Here is a 19,415-nt window from a genome sequence, read left to right as displayed (position 1 = left end):
ACGAAGCGGCACGAAAAAAAGAAAAATCTCCTGCCGAAACGATAGGTTTTTCGATGGATGTAGGCGCTGTGTTGATCTCGAAAAAAATTTATGCGAAACGATAAATGATAATTTTACAAATATGCAGTTGATCTGCGAAAACAAAAAATCGGGGGGGGGGGGGTGCTTTTTGCCATATGCCAAATTCTTGTTGCTAAAGCGATATCTTGCCAGTATGATTGGGAGAAAAGTTGAGATGATTAATACATATCAAACCGATTCATGCTATAAACCTATCGAATGTAGCGTGCATCGGGGAGGCAAGAGCGCGAAAGCGCTCTTTTAACGACAAGCGAGAACGGAACAGCTGAGCCTTTTATGGAACCGCGTGATAACTACAATCGCACGACGCCCGGCAGACACGGTGCCCCCGAGCAGCCTGGCCGCCCTTACGACCAAGCTCGTAGGGCGAACGGTGCTGCGCCTGTTTCTGAAGTAGGCCACAGCATGCCTCAAGGAGGTCAGCGCCCTTACGGGGCCCCGGCCCGGCCCGTGCAGGGCGGCCATCAGCCAGCGGGCGTTCATGCCGGCCAGCCCTCCGGATACCCTTCCTCGAACGATGACATCATTCGCGTCCGCAAAAAGCGTCGCAAGCATAAGAAGCTCAAGCGCGCACTGCTCATCGTCGCCGTTGTGCTGGTGGTTCTTGTTGGGGGTACCGCTGCGTATGCAGGCTGGTACACCAGTACGCTCGCCGGCAACATGGCTATGGATGCTCAAGAGAAATCCCAGCTCGATGCCGTTTTGACCCCTGCCGACAACCAGCAGAAGCCCTTCTATGTGCTGCTGGTGGGTTCGGATAACTGGGAAACGTACGGCGAGCGCTCCGACGCGCTCGTGTTGACGCGCGTCGACCCCGTCAACCACGCCATTACCATGGTGTCCGTGCCGCGCGACACGCCCTACATGCTCAATGGCGGTAAAACCAAGATCAACCAGGCGTTCGCCGAAGGCGGTGCCGTGGGCGCGGTTACGGCTGTGCAGCAGTTGACCGGCGTTCCCATCACCTACTATGCCGAGATCGAGTTCGCTGGTCTGGCCGAGTTCGTCGACTCCATGGGCGGCATCTACGTGGATGTTCCGTACACCATTGATTACGAGGTGTACACCAAGGACCAGCCCGCTGTTCATATCGAGGCCGGCAACCAGCTGCTCGACGGCAGCGAATGCGTCGCCCTCGCGCGCATGCGCACCGCGTACGGCGACGATCAGGACGCCATACGCCAGTCCAACGTGCGCGCTATGGTTATGGCTTTGCTGAAGAGCGTGCTCCAGGCGCCGCCGGCAGAGATCCCCGGCCTGGTGCAGCGCCTTTCCGCGTGCGTGACCACCAACATGGAGCTGCAGACCATGATCTCTCTGGCTATGGATTTCGCTCAGTCGGGAAGCCCTTCCATCTATACCTGCACCGGCCCTTACAAGGGCGATATCGATCCGGATACGGGACTTTGGCTGTGCTATGAGAATCCCGAAGGCTGGAAGGCGTTGATGGAGGCCGTCGATGCGGGCAAGAATCCGGAGTCCGTGGGACTGAAGGTTGAAGGTAAGTAGCGGGACGCCGCTGATAATAGAAAGATGATCGCATGACACTGCTCGAACTGTTCAAACTGCTTCGCAAGCACTTGGCCTTGGTCATTGTGCTCCCGATCGTCCTTGCCGTAGCAACGGCGGGCGTGAGCTGGGGCCTTCTTGACAACCAGTACACGGCCAAGGTGTCCGTGTACGTCCTGAACTCCAAGGAAAAAGAAGGTACGGCTAATACCACTGCCTACAACGACCTGACTGCTAGCCAGCTCATGGCCAACGACATTGCCACCCTGGCGAAGTCGGACACTGTGCAGGAGAAGACGGCTCAGTCGTTGGGCATGGAGTCGTTGAAGGGTTACAAGATCTCGGTCGAGTCGAGCACGACCACGCGCGTCATCGACATATCCGTTACGGCGGAGAAGGCCGAGGCGGCGTCCATCGTGGCGAACGAGATCGCCAAGGTGCTGTCTACGGTTGCCCAGCAGGTCATGGGCGTGGAGAGCGTGAACGTGGTTGACCAGGCCAAGGTTCCCGTAGAGCCGTCGGGCCCGTCGCGCGCTATGTACACGGCAGTCGCGTTTTTGGCCGGCATCTTTTTGGCTGTTGCCATCGTAGTAGTGCTGGACATGGTGAACACGCGCGTCCGCAATCCTGAAGAAGCCGAAGAGTTGCTGGGCTTGCCGGTTATCGGCCGCATACCCACCATCAAGAACTAGGGAGGAGAGAGTCGTGGCCAAGAAAAAGAAGTCTGCATCCAACGCGCTCGAAGTGCAGAACGCGGCGAAGACCCTCTTCGCGAACATTCGCTTCATGTCGCCCGACAATCCTATTCGCACCATCGTGATTACCAGTTCGGTGCCGAACGAGGGCAAGTCGACCTGCTCGGTGGAGCTTGCGCGCGCCATCGCTACGTCGGGCAAGACCGTGCTGCTGGTGGAGGCCGACATGCGTCGCCGTACGTTGGCCGATGCCTTGAACGTGCGCCCTCCCGCAGGCGTGTATTCGGTGCTGACCGACGCCGCTCCGCTTTCCCAGGCGGTTGTCGCCACGTCTACGCCCAACATGTACTTCCTGGACGTCGAGCCGAACATCCCGAACCCGGCCGACATCATCTCGTCGAAGCGCTATGCCAAGCTGGTGACGCTTTTGGAAGAGAATTACGATTACGTGGTGTTCGACACTCCGCCGGTTGGAACGTTCATCGACGCGGCTATTCTGTCCACGCTGGTGGACGGCACCGTGATGGTGGTGAAGCCGAACTCAACCAAGCGCACCGAGCTTTTGGATGCGTGCGAGCAGTTGAAGAAGGCCGACGCCAATATCCTGGGCATCTGCGCCACATTCTGCGAGGGAACCGGCTCCGAATACTACTACGCGTACTACACTCAAGACGGCAGTCGATTGAAGGACGGCGCGGATAAGGTTATCCCGCAGGCGCAAGCTGTGCCCGGTCGTTCTTCTCGTGTTCAAAATGCTCCTCAAGTGAACCGCGGGGTCTCTCGTCATGGCGTAGAGGCAAGCCAAGCAGCCAATCGTGCCACATACGTATCGTCCAACCCGGCAGGGAAGGGGCGTAACGGTCGATGAGGGACATGCACTGCCATATCCTTCCCGGCGTTGACGACGGCGCGCGCGACCTGAACGAGTCGCTTGCCATGTTGGACGCCGCTCAAGCTGCGGGCGTTACGTCTATCGTATGCACGCCTCATTGCCGCGATCCGTATTTCGACTACGACGCCATGTGGGATGCTTACGAGCTGCTGGTGGCGCACGCGGGCGGCTTTCCGCTGACCATGGGCTTCGAAGTGAACCATGCCAAGCTCATGGATTTGGGCATGGAGTGGGCCGACCGTCTGTGCTTCGATGGGACCAACGAGTTTCTGCTGGAGCTTTCCACGCGGGCTCGCAAGCCCGACTTCGAGGTGTACGAGCGAACCATCTACGAGCTGCAGGGCAAGGGCTTTCAGGTGATCATCGCGCATCCCGAGCGCTACAAGGCCATTCAGGAGGATGTCGAGGTGGCGCGAAGGCTGGTGAAGAAGGGCTGTAAGCTGCAAGCTTCTGCGGACTTCGTTGCTGGCGGCAGGATGGGCGCCGAACGAAAGCCCGCGAAGCGGCTGTTCGACGAGAACCTGTACTCGTACATTGCCAGTGACGCTCACCGCGTTGAGCATTACGGGTATTTGGCGGAGGCCAGGAAGAACTACCGGACGCGTGGAGCTCACGCCCGTATTTAGAAGCAGCTTCCTTCTGCTAGCTCTCCTGAAAAGGGAGGTCTAACAGCAGGAAACTGCAACCGCCGCGAAAGCGGCAACCGGCTGCGAAGCGCTTGGGTGCTGATGCGGCTGCCATATCTTGAGGAAAGCGGGATCGTCGCTGGGAGCGCGTTCCGGATCAATCAGGAGAACATATCGTTGTTGTAGCCTTCGGTCGAAAGGTCGGGGCGAAGCTATGTCTTTACCGTTTTGACCGGGGAGGTGGTGGCATGTGGTATGTTGTGCAAACCATCGGCGGCCAGGAAAAGCACGTGCTTGACTTGATGCAAAAGCTGGTCGAGCCGGGCCTTATCGAAGAATCGTTCATACCTCGCTATGAGGTGAAGAAACGCATCAAAGGGGAGTGGCGCACATCGCAAGAGGTGCTGCTCCCTGGGTATATATTTGTAGTAAGCGATAAACCTAACAAGTTGAAAGTCGCTTTACGGGATATCCCCAAGTTCACGCGACTTCTTTCCAACAACGATGTGTTCATTCCCCTGAATGATCAGGAAGTTGCCTTCATCAACGCATTCACGAAACCCGATCAGCGCGTGATCGAGTTTTCGAGCGGTGTGATAGAAGGCGACCAAATCGTGATCCTCAACGGCCCGCTTATGCATCAGACGGGTTTGATCAAGAAGATAGACCGCCACAAGCGGCTGGCCTACTTGGACATCGAGATTATGGGCAGAACGAAAACCGTCAAAGTTGGATTGGAAATTGTTCAAAAACGATCCTGACAAATCAATAGAGACGCTAGCCGATGGGGGAGTGGCTGTGCTTGCAAGCGAGGGGATTGTCGCCGGGTGCGTCGAGGTGACGGAAGCGGGGGCTTCCGACGCGAATACGAGCAAACCGCTCGACGAAAAGTCTGATAATCGCGGTTATGTAAGGACGAGCGCGGGGGTTGGGGATGAGGGCCTGCCCGACCCGGAGGTCTACGAAGCCGCGCGCCGCATCGACGAGGAGCGCTGGGCCTACCGGTTCGCCAAGCGCGCGTTCGACATCGTGTTCAGCGCGACGGTCCTCGTCCTGTTCTGCTGGCTTTACGCCTTGATCGCGATGGCGATCAAGATCGACGACCCGTCCGGCCCCGTCTTCTTCAAGCAGGAGCGCGTCGGCAAGAACGGCGAGCGCTTCATGATGTGGAAGTTCCGCAGCATGTACGTGAACGCGGAAGGGCAGCTGGACGACCTGCTGCAGCTCAACGAGAAGACGGGTCCGGTGTTCAAGATCTCCAAGGACCCGCGCATTGCTTCGCGCATAATAGATGCCACAGCCAGAAGGTCAAGTTTCGGCCCTGCTGTAGCATCGGTTTTCCCGCCTAAGATGACCGAGATTTCGGCAGTGTTTTCGCAGGTAAAGATAGCAATCAGCAGCCTGCGAAACCTGCTGAAAAATTCTTTCAAAAATCTTTCATCACATACCCCTGCAACCACGAACTTTTTTGCAGAACGTAAAAGTGCCCCCATTTCATGGGGGGGGGGGGGACTTCCATTGCCCTGCCATTGCGAGTCTATGGCTGCCTAGCCATAGCTTAGTTGCAGAAGCGGTGAATTAGCACATATGACTACGTATTCTGAAAACGCAATAGCACTAGACGCTGCAGAAGAGGCGGTTGTAGATACGCGTGTAATCGACGTGGACTTTAGTACTGCTGATTCTGACGTGCCCGAGAAGACCATGCATGGAAACCTCGTTTACGACATGGCCGAGGAGGAGGCGGAAAGTGAGCTTCCGCCAGATCCTGAGGTCTACGAGGTCGCCCGTCGTATCGACGAGGAACGCTGGTTTTACCGCTTTGTTAAATGTGCTTTTGACATCGTGTTCAGCCTAACAGTGCTGATTCTATTTTGTTGGCTGTTTGCAATCATCGCTATCGCCATCAAGATAGACGATCCGAAGGGGCCAGTCATCTTCAAGCAGGAGCGCGTCGGCAAGAACGGTACGCGTTTCATGATGTGGAAGTTCCGCAGTATGTATTCCGATGCGGAGTCCCGCCTCGATGAACTTATGCAGCTCAACGAGAAGACGGGACCGGTGTTCAAGATAGCCCTCGACCCGCGAATCACTCGCGTTGGCAAGTGGCTTCGCAAGCTTAGTTTGGATGAACTTCCTCAGTTCATCAATGTATTTGTTGGGGATATGGGGGTCGTCGGACCCCGTCCCGCATTGCCAAAAGAAGTGGCAACCTACACTGATTATCAGCGACAGCGCCTCCTGATAAAGCCTGGTATTACTTGCTATTGGCAAACGAGGCGGAATAGAGATTCCATTACTTTCGAAGAATGGATTGATTTGGACTTGTTGTACATCAAGCAATGCAGCGTCTGGGCGGATGTTAAGTTGATTATTCAGACAATAGGATGCGTATTGACTGCCCAGGGAAGTTAGGTAACGGCATGGCTATAGATTCTGGAGATAAGCGTTTGCGCCGCGTTGACGTGATTGGCGTTCCGATTAGCGCTGTGAATATGGTTGAATGCATTGACCTGCTGACTGACGAGCTCGACTCTCTCAGGGGGGAGTATGTATGCGTGTCAAACGTTCATACGACGGTTTTGGCGCATGATAATCCTGAATATATGAAAGTGCAGTCTTCATCGGTCTTGTCGGTTCCCGACGGGAAGCCCCTGTCTCTCGTTGGCAAGAAACAAGTTCCGACAATGGATAGAGTGACGGGTCCAGACTTAATGCGTGAGTTATTCATGTCCAAAAAAGCTCGTGGGAAGAGGCACTACTTCTACGGAAACACCGAAGAGAATCTAAACACTCTGATAGGTGAGCTCAAGTGTGCTTATCCCGACATCGAGATAGCAGGATATGAACCTTCTGTGTTTAGGCCGATGAGCGATGCGGAAGAATCTGATTTGGCCGACAGGATTGATTCGGCGAAAGCAGACTATGCATGGATTGCAATTGGGGCTCCAAGGCAAGAAGAGCTTTGCTACAGGCTGAAGGGAAAAACAAATTGCGTGATGATTGGTGTTGGTGGTGCTTTTAACATTCTCGCCAACATTACTCCGGAAGCTCCAGCTTGGATGCAGAACCTAAGTTTGGAATGGCTGTATCGCTTGATTCAGGAGCCGAAGCGCTTATTTAAAAGATATGCAATAACGAATACAAAATTCATTGCTTATTTGATAATGAAATCTCAACCGAAATAGGTATGTGAGGGAATTATGTCTACAGACATGACTGCATTTGCTGACAAGACTTTGATGATTACGGGCGGTACGGGGTCGTTTGGTTCCACCGTCCTTAAGCATTTTTTGCATAGTGATATTGGCGAGATACGAATTTTTAGCCGGGATGAGAAGAAACAAGATGATATGCGTCATCGTCTTCAAGCGACATCCCCTGAAATGGCTGCGAAGGTGCGATTCTTTATTGGTGACGTGCGTGATGCGCAATCTGTTCGCGATGCGATGCACGGTGTTGACTATATTTTTCATGCTGCGGCTTTGAAGCAAGTGCCTTCTTGCGAGTTTTTTCCGATGGAAGCCGTAAAGACAAACGTGATTGGCACCGACAACGTCCTCCATGCTGCGATTGCAGAAGGCGTAGATCGCGTGGTGTGCCTGTCCACCGACAAGGCTGCCTACCCCATCAACGCTATGGGCAAGTCCAAGGCGATGATGGAATCCATCATCTATGCGAATGCCCGCAATGGCGCAGGACGCACCACGATCTGCTGCACCCGCTACGGCAACGTCATGTGCTCACGCGGCTCCGTCATCCCGCTATTCATCGACCGAATCCGCAAGGGTGAGCCCCTGACCGTCACCGATCCGAACATGACCCGCTTCCTCATGAACCTTGACGAGGCGGTTGATTTGGTCTGCTTTGCCTTTCAACACGCAAATCCTGGTGACCTTTTCATCCAGAAGGCTCCTGCGGCTACTATCGGCGATCTCGCTGAAGCCGTCCAGGAAGTGTTCGGTCGCACCGGCACGCAGGTCATCGGCACGCGCCACGGCGAGAAGCTTTACGAGACCCTCATGACTTGCGAGGAGCGTCTGTGCGCTGAGGACATGGGAGAGTACTTCCGTGTCCATGCGGACACTCGCGACTTGAACTACGACAAGTTCGTAGCCAAGGGCGACGTTAAGACTCAGGCTGATGAGGCGTATACCTCCCATAACACTGAACGCCTTGACATTCCTGGTACTGTCGAGAAGATCAAAACGGCAGAATATGTGCAGTTGGCCATGGAGGGTCGCGAGTCCGAGGCGGTGCAGTAGGAATGGCCATGAATATTCTGGTTACCGGCGCGAAGGGGATGGTGGGCACAGCTCTGTGCAACAATCTGCGCAACCTTCGCGATGGCAAGGATCTTACGCGCCCCGATTTGGCGATAGGCGAGATTTACGAATATGACCTCGACTCTACTCCCGAGCAGCTGCATGAATGGTGCCAGAAGGCGAACTTTGTGTTTAATCTCGCTGGCGTCAACCGCCCAAAGGATCCCGAGGAGTTCATGAAGGGTAATTTCGGGTTCGCCTCTCAGCTGCTTGATGAGCTAAAAGCGGCGGATAACGCTTGCCCTATCATGCTCTCTTCTTCCGTGCAGGCAACTCTTTCTGGTCGTTTTGGCGATAGCGAATACGGGCGCAGCAAGCTTGCGGGTGAGGAACTGTTTTTCAAGTATGGCCAAGAGACCGGCGCTAAGGTCGCGGTCTATCGCTTCACGAATCTTATGGGGCATTCGCGCCCCAACTACAACTCTGCTGTTAGTACCTTTTGTTGGGCCATTGCGAACGATGAGCCCTATACCGTGAATGACCGTTCCGTCGAGCTGGAGCTTCTCTACATCGATGACCTGGTGCAGGGAATGTTCGATTTGATGGAGGGTAAGGAGCAGCACTGCGAGTATATCGACACCCATACAGTGCTCGCTGAGAATGGTCGCTACTGCTATGTTCCGGTTACCCATAAGGTGACTCTGGGCGAGATTGTTGACCTTTTGCTTCAGTTCAAGGAGCAGCCTAGGACGCTCTTGATGCCCAAGATGCCCGAGGGCTCCTTTGCGAAGAAGCTATATTCGCTCTACTTGACTTATCTTCCCAAGGAAGATTTCAAGTACGCGTTGAAGATGAACGCTGACGGTCGCGGCAGCTTCACCGAGCTGGTCCATACCGAGGACTGCGGCCAGGTCTCCATCAATATCTCCAAGCCTGGCATCACCAAGGGGCAGCATTGGCATAACTCCAAGTGGGAGCTGTTCATCGTCGTTGCTGGCCATGGCCTCATCCAGGAAAGAAACATCGTCACTGGCGAAATGGTGGAGTTCGAGGTCTCTGGCGATAAGATAGAGGCGGTTCACATGATTCCTGGCTGGACTCACAATATCATCAACTTGTCTGAGACTGAAAACCTTGTGACAGTGATGACGTGCAACGAGATTTTCGACCCCAATCATCCCGACACTTTCTATGAGGAGGTCTAGCCCATGGCATCCTTTAAGAACAACGGTAAGCTTAAGCTGCTTATTATCGTTGGCACACGCCCCGAGATTATCCGCCTTTCCGAAGTGATTAAGAAGTGCCGCAGGCACTTCGATGTGCTCCTTGCGCATACAGGCCAGAACTACGATTACAACCTGAATGGAGTCTTTTTCCATGATTTAGAACTGGATGATCCCGAGGTGTACATGGAGGCCGTGGGTAATGACCTCGGCGAAACCATGGGCAACATCATTGCAAAGAGTTACCAGCTAATGGTTGAGGTTCAGCCTGATGCTGTACTTGTGTTGGGCGATACCAACAGTTGTTTGAGCGTCATTTGTGCGAAGCGTCTGCATATCCCCATTTTCCATATGGAGGCTGGCAATCGCTGCAAGGATGAGTGCCTGCCGGAAGAGACGAACCGTCGAATTGTAGATATCATCTCTGACGTAAACATGGCCTACTCCGAGCATGCTCGTCGCTATCTTGCAGAAACCGGCCTGCCGCGAGAGCGCACCTATGTGACTGGTTCTCCTATGGCCGAAGTGCTTCATAAGAACTTGGACAAGATCAACGCATCCAATATCCATGCAAAGTTGGGCTTGGAGAAGGGCAAGTACATTCTGCTCTCTGCTCATCGCGAGGAGAACATCGATACGCAAGCGAACTTTGAGAGCCTGTTTAACGCTGTCAACAAGATGGCTCAGAAGTACGATATGCCCATTCTCTACAGCTGTCACCCGCGTAGCCGCAACCGCCTGGACGCCTCGGGCTTCATGTTAGACGAGCGCGTGATCAGGCATGAGCCTTTGGGATTTCATGACTACAACTGTCTGCAGTGCAACGCCTTCTGCGTAGTGAGTGATTCCGGCACTCTGCCTGAGGAGTCTTCTTTCTTTAGCAGTGTAGGCCAGCCGTTCCCTGCGGTGTGTATTCGCACTTCCACTGAGCGTCCTGAGGCGTTGGACAAGGCGTGCTTCATTCTTTCCGGAATTGACGAAAGAGGTCTTTTGCAGGCGGTTGATGTGGCTGTTTCCATGGAAGCTGACGGGAGCCATGGCCTTCCTGTTCCCAATTACGTCGATGAGAACGTTTCGGACAAGGTTGTAAAGATCATTCAGTCTTATGTTGGTGTAGTGAACAAGATGGTATGGAGGAAGAACTAACTTCATGCGATATGTTCAGATAAACAGCTTCTATAACGGTTCTACGGGAACCATTATGAAAAACTTGCACAATCAGCTTATGCAAGAGGGCCATGATTCATATATTTTTTGGGGACGCAGGCATGAGTCGATTAGCGACCATGAGCAATGCTGTGCGACAAAGCTTGGCTATCTCAGCCATGGAGTGAAGGCTAGACTGTTTGATAGAGCTGGTTTCTACTCAAAACTTGATACGAAGAGGTTGATTGAGAAGCTAGATCAGATCGACCCCGACGTGGTGCACTTGCATAATATCCATGGGTATTACATTAATCTCGAAATGCTTTTCGGATGGCTTGCAGGGCATAGGTGCCAGGTAAAATGGACGCTGCATGATTGTTGGGCGTTTACTGGTCACTGTGCGTATTTTACATATGCGCAGTGTGAGCAATGGAAGTCTCATTGTGCACGCGTTGGGGAATGCCCACAGTTAGATACTTATCCAAAAACGTATTGCAAGCGAAACTGCTCAAGGAATTTTACTGAAAAGAAAAACGCGTTTACGAGCATCCCTTCTTCTCGTATGACGATAGTTACGCCTTCCGAATGGTTGGCGGATTTAGTTGGGCAGAGTTTTTTGGGTTGTTATAGGACCGAAGTTAATCACAATGAAATTGATAGAGGCATCTTCAAGCCCACTGCTAGCGATTTTCGATTCAAGCATGGTTTAGAAGAGAAGACTGTGGTTCTCGGAGTTGCATCGCCTTGGACTCTGCGCAAAGGTTTAAGTGATTTTTTGACCCTTTCCCAAAAGCTTGATGGGTCATTTGCTGTTGTGCTTGTTGGTCTTGATAAAAAACAAGCACAATCGGTTGGATGCGATGTGATCGCGCTTCCTAGAACGGATTCTCAACGCGAACTGGCTGAAATATATACAGCAGCGGACTTATTCTTCAATCCTACGATGGAAGACAACTATCCTACGGTTAACCTTGAGGCTGAAGCATGCGGAACTCCCGTTATTACCTATAACACGGGAGGTTGTTCAGAGACGATTTCGAGGCCCGATTCTTGCGTAGTTTCCGGATTTGAGGAAGCTGAATGTCTCATAAAGAAGTTCGTACGCAAAGAGCGGTGATGGCATGCTGGTGATTTACGATACAAGTAATTTTTCCGATTTTCCGATTGGCGGGCAGCTCACCAGTATCAAAAACTACTTGCTGTCTTTAGCTGAAAAACCAGAGATTGAAGTTGATCAAATTAGGCTAGTTGGCGTCTCGCTGGATCCAAGTGCAGTTGGGTGTGAGTCGTATGTGCAAATTGGGGGCCGCTCTATTCCGTTTTTGCCTGTCGCATGCGCTGAGTCTGATCAGAATCACACAAAAAAGTCGTTGCGCCTTGAATATCTGAAAGGGTTGTTTCGTTATTTAAAGCAGTTGAGATGTGATGAGGATGCCATTCACTTCATCCACACTCCTGAGGCATTTTTGGCAGTCAGATTGCTGTGCGCGGGGAAGCGATATGTTTTTTCACACGGAAGTTTTTTCGATATGAAGAATCATGTACGTTTTTTTAAAAATTCTCCGATTGCAAGCATTTTTCAAAGCTATCTGAAATATGTAATCAAATCAGCTGATGGTATTTTTGCGATAGATAAGGAAACCTACGAAGCCTATTCGTCGTTAAATGACAATGTTCATTTGACTACAAACTCAATCACAGCACGCGAGAAAATTGACAGAAACCCCGACGTAAAGAATCTGCGTTTATTGTTTGTCGGAAGGCTTTCTGCCATAAAGAATATCGGGCCAATTATTGCTGCTGCTGAAGAACTCGACTCTGTATCCTCGCTATCAATTGCAGGTGCGGGTGAGGAGTACTCGAATCTATACTCAGATAGTCTTAAGAAAACGGTGTTTCTTGGTTCGCAGCCTCATGAAGAGGTCCTTGAGCAGATGAAGCAATGCGACATTCTGGTTATGAATTCCCTGCATGAAGGGGTTCCCATGACAATTCTTGAAGCTATGTCTGTAGGACTGCCGGTTGTTAGCACAGACGTGGGTGGTATTGGAGAAACGGTTTCTTGGGGAACTTCGGCGGAGATGACCGATGGCACAAAAGAGTCGATAGAACGAGCAGTGGAACGCATCGCGGATTCTTACGATGATTACTCTAATGCGGCCTATGAGCAATCGGCTCAGTATCTATATAGCGTTATTGGGGATAGGATAACTAAAGCGATTGGATATGAACGATGAATGATTTGTTTCTATTTCGCTTTCTGTTCCAGTTCGGAGAACAATATCTCCATGGTTTAACATACGCATTTAGCGCTCTTCTTCTGCTTGCTTTTGTATATTGCTTGCTCAAGTTAGAGCTTCGCTTAAACAGGCTAGACTATCTATTCGCGGCGTATCTGATCATTACTGCGGCTGTAAGCGTCGCAAATAATTGTCCGATATCCGCAATCGTTGAGCAATACAATAAGCTGCTTTTGTTTTACACCGCTTTTCTATGCCTGAGACAGCATTCGATAAAGCTTGTATTTCCAAAGCTGTATGGCTGGTTCAAAGTTGCTGTTTATGCGCTTTGTACAACAGTATTCATTTTGGCGTTAATGCCGACTTCTTATGTTGTTCAATGGGGAACGAGGACACTGATTATGGCTTTTGGGCATCAGCATCTAGCCGCGTCGTTCATCGTTTTGCTGCTTTCCCTTTTGTATTTGGAGATGAAGGTCTCTGGCTTTGCTTTTTGGAAGCTGTTGTTTACGACAGCTATGTTAGTTCCCCTCTTTATGACGGGCGCAAGAACTATCGCAGTTTGTGGAATCGCGTACTACGTGTTAATCGCGTATGACTATTGGGGAAAAATCAAAGGAGGCCAAAAGGCATTTCTTATTGTTGGAGCTGCTGTTGTGGTGATAGCGCTGATAGCGCCAAACATCGACTCCCTCGCCTTTTTCCAGAAGAATGACAACGTTGTCGGTTCCTCTTTTGGCAACGGTAGGGAAGATATTTGGGCTTATTACATTGGGCTTTACTCGCAGTACAGCGTCCCAGAAAAGTTGTTTGGAACGGGTGCCGGCTTCTACCTAAACGGATACGTTGCATCAACTGCTGGCAATTTGGGTGCACATAATGATTTTCTGACATTCTTACTTGCTTACGGATGTTTCGGATTGGTTCTGTATGTATCGTTTGTATTCTCCTGCCTTTTCAAGGGGTTGTTTGGTGCGAAAACGGCCGTAATTGCTCTTGTCTTTGTATTTGCTGCTGGTACAAATGGATACTTCGGTTATACCGAGCTTGTTGTTTCGACTGTCGTGATGGTGATTTGTATCGGTTACTTTTTCGATGGGGCCGAATTCCGCAGGACAAAAATGAAGCTTCCAGGTGGGATAAATCGAGGAGATGCTAATGAGTAGAGATGACTGCTATGTTGTGACGTTTCATTCGGCGTGGAATTATGGAGCGTCTTTGCAGGCTTTCGCAACGATAGAAGTGCTTAAGAGGCTTGGGATAAAGGCATCTCTTTTGGACTACGTTAATCATTACGCTAAGCAGAAAACTACATTTGAACTGTTGCGGGATGGAGAGTTGAAAGAGGCATGCCGAGTCTTTGTCAAGGACGTCGTATTCAAGCGAAAGGCGTTGCATAATCGAGCCTTTGGTCCGTTTCATGATTCTCTGCCAAAGTCAAAGCAATATGGGTCTGTCGAAGAGCTTTCTGAGATTGAAGCGGATTGTTTGATCGCGGGCAGCGATCAAATATGGAGTCCTGGTATTACCGGAAACCTCGAGCCTGTCTTTTTCCTGGATTTTGGAAATGCAAACAAAAAGATTTCGTTTGCATCCAGTTTGGGTAATTACAGATACTCCGAAACAGAAAGAGAGATTGTCAAAGGGTATCTGTCCTCTTTCAGCCACATTAGCGTTCGTGAACGGCGCGCGGCTGAATACTTGTCTGAGTTTGTAGATAAAGACTTGTTTCGATGTCTTGATCCAACGTTGATGCTTGACGCTCAGTTTTGGGATTCGTTTTCAGAGAAACCTGAAGGATTCGATGAAAACGAAAGATATATTGTTGTGTTTAATCTGGCGAGGCGTTCAGACGAAGAGATTGGTCTTTGGAAAAAGATGTCTCAGGAAACAGGTCTTCCTTTGTGGCGAATCTGCAACAACACTTACAATGAGGGAACTTTTGATAGGTTGTTGACAGGAATGACTCCGCAAGAATTTGTTTGGATATTAAATCATGCTGCCTTTGTCTGGACGGATTCGTTCCACGGCACGGCCTTTTCCGTGAATTTATCCACCCCTTTTGCCGCGATGACTCCGATTAATGGAAACGTGTCGAGAATTAAAGACCTTCTTGATTTGACCCATTTGTCTTCTCGATACGTTGATGAAGCCAAGGACGTTCCGTTTGCCTGCGATTTTCTTGCTGCTCAAGATTCGCTGAGCGCAGAGAGGGAGATTTGTACTGACTGGTTGAACAACGCGCTGTTTAATTAAACTTTTCGGATAGGAGTTACGATGTATACGGCAATAAAGAATGTACAAATTCTAATTGCATTATTAAAAAAGAAGGGTGTTCGTATTGTGGTTCACTCGCCTGGTGGTTGCGACTTAGCTATTGGGCACTCCCTTGAAAATGATCCGTTCTTTACCTGCTATTCTGTTGTCGACGAGCGAAGCGCTGTGTTTTTTGCTATGGGATTATCGATGTCAAAAAACGAGCCTGTAGCTTTGGTGTGTACTTCTGGAACCGCCGTTTCAAACTATTCTTCTGGCTTGGCTGAGGCTTATTACAAGGGTGTGCCCTTGGTTGCAATCACTGCAGACAGGCATCCGTACTTGCTCAATCAATTGGAGACCCAAAAAATTAACCAGGAGCGTATTTTCCAGGATGTTACAAAGTGCGAAGTAACTCTTCCCGTAGCATCTAATTCGACAGATGAGTGGTATTGCGAGAGGGTTATCAACGAGGCTTTTCTGGCAATGGATCATGGAACTCCTGGACCCGTGCACATTAATGTTCCTGTTGTTGGGTCAAGCGCTGGATTCGCTGTAGAGAACCTCCCGGAAGTCACTCTTGTCGAAAGGGTTACTTGCGAGTCTGACAGTGAACTCTGGAAAGAAAAAGTCGAAGAACTTTTCTCATGCAAAAAAATCCTAGTTGTTCTTGGTGAGAACGATAGATTTTCAGAACAGAATCTTGCTTCTATTGAGCAGTTTGCATTACGAACCGGATGCGTTGTGTCTGTTGAGCATATGTCTTCATATAAAGGTGAACATTCCCTGTTTACCTATCGCGCTACTGAGGCAATGACTCTGAGCAGCTTTGAAAAGCTAATGCCAGATCTTGTCATTTCTGCATGCGGAAATATCGCTTCTGTAAATATGAAGAGCCACCTTCGTGCTTTGCGGAAACGGTACAAGCATTGGTCGATTAGGCCTGATGGCTTGATATGCGACGTGTTCAAAAACGTTTCAACTGTTTTTGAGTGTTCACCGATGCATTTCTTTGAGTATTTCGCTTCTGCTTTAAGTAGTCGCGAAATGTCTTCAAATGATTACTACGAACAGTGGAAGACTGCAATCGACAATGTGAAGATGCCCGAATTTGGCTTCTCAAATTTTTATATCGCTCAGCAGCTTGCGAAGTCTATCCCAGACAACTCGCTACTCGAGCTGGGAATCTTAAACAGTACAAGGACTATGCAATTCTTCGACTTAGATAGAACAATTGAGGTATCAAGCAACTTGGGTGCTTTGGGAATTGACGGGTCGTTGTCTACGGCAATCGGAAGGGCAGCTGGTTCGAATAAAGAATGCTTTGTCGTGTTGGGGGATTTGAGCTTCTTTTACGACATGAACTCTCTGAACATTCAGCATCTTTCAAACAGATTGCATATTCTCGTTGTAAACAACAACGGTGCATGTGAGTTCCATATTGGAAACCCGCGTTCAACTATGCCAAACATTGATTCGTTGATTGCTGCGGGTCATTCATCTTCTGTTGAGGGCTGGGTCCGTTCGAGAGGTATGCGATATCTATCTGCTCGGACCAAGGAAGAGTTCTGCAAAGCCCTTAAGGTATTCGTTGGGGAATCTGAGAGCCCGATCGTTCTAGAGGCGTTTACAGATAGAGAGGCGGATGCGGCGTATCTTGATGACTTTTATGATTTGAATAGTGGCGCTTCCGCAAAAGAACGTGCGGTGAAGGCTGCGAAAAAGGCCGCAAAAGGCAGTGTATTTGGTAAGAATGTGCTTGGTATAGCGTCTAAAGTTATGAATCAGTAAATTGAAGAAGAAGCGTATTCGATGGGAAGATTAAAAAGAATCGCGCAAGCCGTATTGCGCGAAATGAACTACAAAAAAGTATCAACCGTAAAGTTGCCCGATATTACAGTCGACAATCTCCTTGATAACCAACTTGCGCTTATCACGGGAGGAACAAGCGGGATTGGGCTTGAATGTGCCAGGCGTTTTTCTCGATCTGGTTGCAAAGTGGTAATTGCTGGATCCACTCAAGGCAAGTTGGAAAAGGCTCTTTCTGAGTTTAGCGATGATCAAGTCAAGGGCTTGGTCATTGACGTTCGAAATGTCGAAGGTATGACCGAATTCGTCGAACGCGCGGCTGGATTGTTTCCTGATTTGTCGGGTGTTTCGATATTGGTGAATTCCGCCGGTGTTTCAAAAGCCGATTCTGTCTGGAGAGTCAGCGAGCGCCTTTACGACGATGTGATGGATATCAACCTAAAAGGCATGTTCTTCATGTCTCAGGCAGTGGCAAATCATATGGTAAATAGGGGTATTCGGGGACATATTCTAAATGTAAGCTCTGCTTCTGCCCTGAGGCCCGCCAAAGGCCCATATGAGATATCTAAGTGGGGAGTAAAGGGCATGACGCTCGGACTGGCCCAAGAGTTCATAAAGGAAGGAATCGTGGTTAATGGAATCGGGCCGGGGCCGACCACTACTCCTATGGTTGGAGGGGACAACCATCCTGATAATCTCTCCCACGTAACAAATCCTAGCGGGAGACTTGCTCACCCTGCAGAGATTGCGAATCTGGCTCTCTTGCTTGTCTCGGGCTTATGTGATCTTGTTGTTGGAGATACTCTTTATGCGACGGGTGGCGCAGGTACCATTTGTATCGATAGATAGAGCGATATGTGGGGCTCATTGATGGTAAGAGGAAGCTTAAAACAGAATACCATTATGCTTTACCTGCTCACGGGGTCGAATTACATTATTGGATTCTTGTCTATTCCCTATTTGACGAGGGTATTAGGTGCTGAAACGTATGGAATGATTGGCTTTGCGACGGCGTATTACGCATACGTTCAGCTTGTACTTGACTTTGGATTTTTGCTTTCCGCAACAGCATCGGTTGCAAAATGTATGGGCGATAAAGAGAGAATCGGACGAATCTTATCGTCAGTGACGATTTGTAAAATTGGATTGTTGCTTTTTGTTGCCGCTATCACGTGCATTTTATGTATGACAGTTGGAGCGTTTTCACGAGATCCGCTTTTGTTCTTTTTGTATTTGGGCTATGCGGCAGCCAATACCTTTTTGCCTGATTTTGTATATCGTGGATTAGAGAACATGAAACCGATAACGGTGCGAACCGTATTGATTAAAGCGTTTTTCTTGCTGTGTATCTTTTTGTTTGTGAAGGATTCTTCGCAATACAGGTTGGTTCCCGTTTTCTATATCATTGGATCATCTGTTGCGGTCGTGGCGGCATACGTTCATTTGAAACAATCGATGGGGATTACATTAAGAGCGTGCGGCATTAAAGATGTTGTCGAATCTGGAAAAAGCTCTATTCAGTACTTCCTGTCTCGAATAGCTTCCACGGTTTTCCAGTCGCTTAATGTTATTGTTCTGGGCGTAGTGTTTCCGGGGAGCATTGTGCTTGGGTGGTATACCGCCTGCAATAATTGCGTATCTGCTGGAAGGTCTCTCGCGTCTCCCATCTCAGACAGTATGTTTCCATATATGGTAAGAACGAAGAACTATGCTCTGCTGAATAAGGTTCTGATTGTCGGATTAACAGGCTTTTTGGCCATTTCGGTAATAGCTTTTTTGCTGGCAGAACCGATATGTGTGGTTGTTTTTGGACCTGAATACTCGCAAGCAAGTGGAATATTGAGATGGATGCTGCCTCTGATACCGATATCCCTTGCTTCCTATTTGCTGGGCTTTCCGGCGCTTGTGCCTCTTGGAAAAGAACGTGTGGCGAATTACTCCATATTCGCCGGAGCTGCGGTCCAGTTGTTCGTGCTAGCTGTGTTGTTCTTAACTGATTCGTTTTCTGTGTATTCGCTTTGTGCTGGAACTCTAATTTCCGAAATGGTGGTCATTTTCGTGAGACTCTATGTTTACACGGCGGCTTTAAGGGTGAATATTCGGAGGAGTAATTAGAGCCAGATATTCTAATGTCATACGAAGATGACATTAGCTGGTTGGGGAGCCTCCCCAAGCCCGGCAGATTGGCTATGAAATAGCCGGCGCTATGAGCGCAACCGCAACCTGAAGGTTGCTGACCGATGTGGCGCATCGGATGCATAAACGCGAAAACCCTTTTGCAGCGTAAGTACTGCAAAGGGTTTTCTTTATGAGATCTCGTCCTTTGACGCTCGCTTATCTCGGCGCGCATCCTCCTCAAGAATGGTGTCGATATTGCGTTTTGCTGTTGTGAGCTCGCGATGCCTGAAGCGCTCGTTGGTGTAGCGCTCGTAGTCGCCGTTGCGTCTTTGGGCGAGGGTTTCCTTCTCGGCCTTGAGCTCGTTGATGCTTGGGGCCTTGCCGTCAGGGAACAGCTCTTTCAGCTCTTGTCTGGCCTTGTTGCACGCCTCGAGTTCGGTAGTGCCGCAAATGTTGGTGTAATCCGTCCTAGCAAAGGTAGGCGTAGCCTGCCTGAGCGGGCGGAAACAAGAGCCCGATCAACGGGAGCCGCCGCTTTGGAATCCGGTCGCGGCT

18 protein-coding genes are annotated in these 19,415 nt (G+C 50.0%); all 18 read left to right on the top strand.

Annotation, left to right across the window (positions count from 1 at the left end; all coding sequences use genetic code 11):
• The first annotated feature begins 486 nt into the window (after positions 1-486).
• The 18 genes from LQE90_RS06755 to LQE90_RS06670 all read left to right on the top strand — a co-directional run bounded on the left by LQE90_RS06755 (position 487) and on the right by LQE90_RS06670 (position 18,857).
• The gene (locus LQE90_RS06755; RefSeq protein ID WP_231088237.1) at positions 487-1,590 is read left to right on the top strand and encodes an LCP family protein; all 1,104 of its coding nucleotides are present in this window, start codon (positions 487-489) and stop codon (positions 1,588-1,590) included.
• A 32-nt stretch (positions 1,591-1,622) separates the two neighbouring features.
• A complete protein-coding gene (locus LQE90_RS06750; RefSeq protein ID WP_216529106.1) occupies positions 1,623-2,282 on the top strand; it encodes a YveK family protein in 660 nt (219 codons plus the stop codon).
• A 13-nt stretch (positions 2,283-2,295) separates the two neighbouring features.
• On the top strand, positions 2,296-3,153 hold the full coding sequence (locus tag LQE90_RS06745; RefSeq protein ID WP_216529107.1) for a CpsD/CapB family tyrosine-protein kinase: 858 nt from the start codon (positions 2,296-2,298) through the stop codon (positions 3,151-3,153).
• A complete protein-coding gene (locus LQE90_RS06740) occupies positions 3,150-3,803 on the top strand; it encodes a CpsB/CapC family capsule biosynthesis tyrosine phosphatase (RefSeq protein ID WP_123191195.1) in 654 nt (217 codons plus the stop codon). The genes LQE90_RS06745 and LQE90_RS06740 overlap by 4 nt, the downstream gene beginning before the upstream one ends.
• Positions 3,804-4,051: 248 nt before the next feature.
• Positions 4,052-4,564 (top strand): antiterminator LoaP, encoded by a 513-nt coding sequence (gene loaP, locus LQE90_RS06735; RefSeq protein ID WP_216529108.1) that lies wholly within the window; start codon positions 4,052-4,054, stop codon positions 4,562-4,564.
• On the top strand, positions 4,533-5,354 hold the full coding sequence (locus tag LQE90_RS06730) for a sugar transferase (protein ID WP_231088236.1): 822 nt from the start codon (positions 4,533-4,535) through the stop codon (positions 5,352-5,354). Before loaP ends, LQE90_RS06730 begins: the two co-directional genes overlap by 32 nt.
• Positions 5,355-5,390: 36 nt before the next feature.
• Positions 5,391-6,218, top strand: coding sequence for a sugar transferase (locus LQE90_RS06725; RefSeq protein ID WP_216529109.1), 828 nt, complete (start codon positions 5,391-5,393; stop codon positions 6,216-6,218).
• Positions 6,219-6,226: 8 nt separating this feature from the next.
• Positions 6,227-6,991, top strand: a complete 765-nt coding sequence (locus LQE90_RS06720) for a WecB/TagA/CpsF family glycosyltransferase (protein WP_216529110.1) — start codon at positions 6,227-6,229, stop codon at positions 6,989-6,991.
• A gap of 27 nt (positions 6,992-7,018) precedes the next feature.
• Positions 7,019-8,068: a polysaccharide biosynthesis protein gene (locus LQE90_RS06715; RefSeq protein WP_216529111.1), complete on the top strand. Its 1,050-nt coding sequence runs from the start codon at positions 7,019-7,021 to the stop codon at positions 8,066-8,068.
• An 8-nt stretch (positions 8,069-8,076) separates the two neighbouring features.
• Positions 8,077-9,273 (top strand): polysaccharide biosynthesis C-terminal domain-containing protein, encoded by a 1,197-nt coding sequence (locus LQE90_RS06710; protein ID WP_301282392.1) that lies wholly within the window; start codon positions 8,077-8,079, stop codon positions 9,271-9,273.
• Positions 9,274-9,276: 3 nt separating this feature from the next.
• Positions 9,277-10,437, top strand: a complete 1,161-nt coding sequence (locus LQE90_RS06705; protein ID WP_216529113.1) for a UDP-N-acetyl glucosamine 2-epimerase — start codon at positions 9,277-9,279, stop codon at positions 10,435-10,437.
• A gap of 55 nt (positions 10,438-10,492) precedes the next feature.
• Entirely contained in the window at positions 10,493-11,554 is a 1,062-nt protein-coding gene (locus LQE90_RS06700) for a glycosyltransferase (protein ID WP_216529114.1), read from the top strand.
• 4 nt (positions 11,555-11,558) lie between these two features.
• Positions 11,559-12,674: a glycosyltransferase family 4 protein gene (locus LQE90_RS06695; RefSeq protein ID WP_216529115.1), complete on the top strand. Its 1,116-nt coding sequence runs from the start codon at positions 11,559-11,561 to the stop codon at positions 12,672-12,674.
• A complete protein-coding gene (locus LQE90_RS06690) occupies positions 12,671-13,843 on the top strand; it encodes an O-antigen ligase family protein (RefSeq protein ID WP_216529116.1) in 1,173 nt (390 codons plus the stop codon). Before LQE90_RS06695 ends, LQE90_RS06690 begins: the two co-directional genes overlap by 4 nt.
• Positions 13,836-14,933, top strand: a complete 1,098-nt coding sequence (locus tag LQE90_RS06685; RefSeq protein WP_216529117.1) for a polysaccharide pyruvyl transferase family protein — start codon at positions 13,836-13,838, stop codon at positions 14,931-14,933. Before LQE90_RS06690 ends, LQE90_RS06685 begins: the two co-directional genes overlap by 8 nt.
• Before the next feature lie 21 nt (positions 14,934-14,954).
• Positions 14,955-16,724, top strand: coding sequence for a 2-succinyl-5-enolpyruvyl-6-hydroxy-3-cyclohexene-1-carboxylic-acid synthase (gene menD, locus LQE90_RS06680; protein ID WP_216529118.1), 1,770 nt, complete (start codon positions 14,955-14,957; stop codon positions 16,722-16,724).
• Positions 16,725-16,745: 21 nt separating this feature from the next.
• Positions 16,746-17,591 carry an SDR family NAD(P)-dependent oxidoreductase gene (locus tag LQE90_RS06675; protein WP_216529119.1) on the top strand — a complete coding sequence of 282 codons (846 nt, stop codon included), beginning with the start codon at positions 16,746-16,748 and terminating at the stop codon, positions 17,589-17,591.
• A gap of 6 nt (positions 17,592-17,597) precedes the next feature.
• Entirely contained in the window at positions 17,598-18,857 is a 1,260-nt protein-coding gene (locus tag LQE90_RS06670; protein ID WP_216529120.1) for an oligosaccharide flippase family protein, read from the top strand.
• The last annotated feature ends 558 nt before the right edge of the window (positions 18,858-19,415 follow it).

Source organism: Paraeggerthella hominis, from assembly GCF_021044775.1.
Classification (GTDB): Bacteria; Actinomycetota; Coriobacteriia; order Coriobacteriales; family Eggerthellaceae; genus Paraeggerthella; species Paraeggerthella hominis.
The sequence above is the reverse complement of the archived record's forward strand: the minus strand, read 5'-3'. Positions and strand labels throughout refer to the sequence as shown.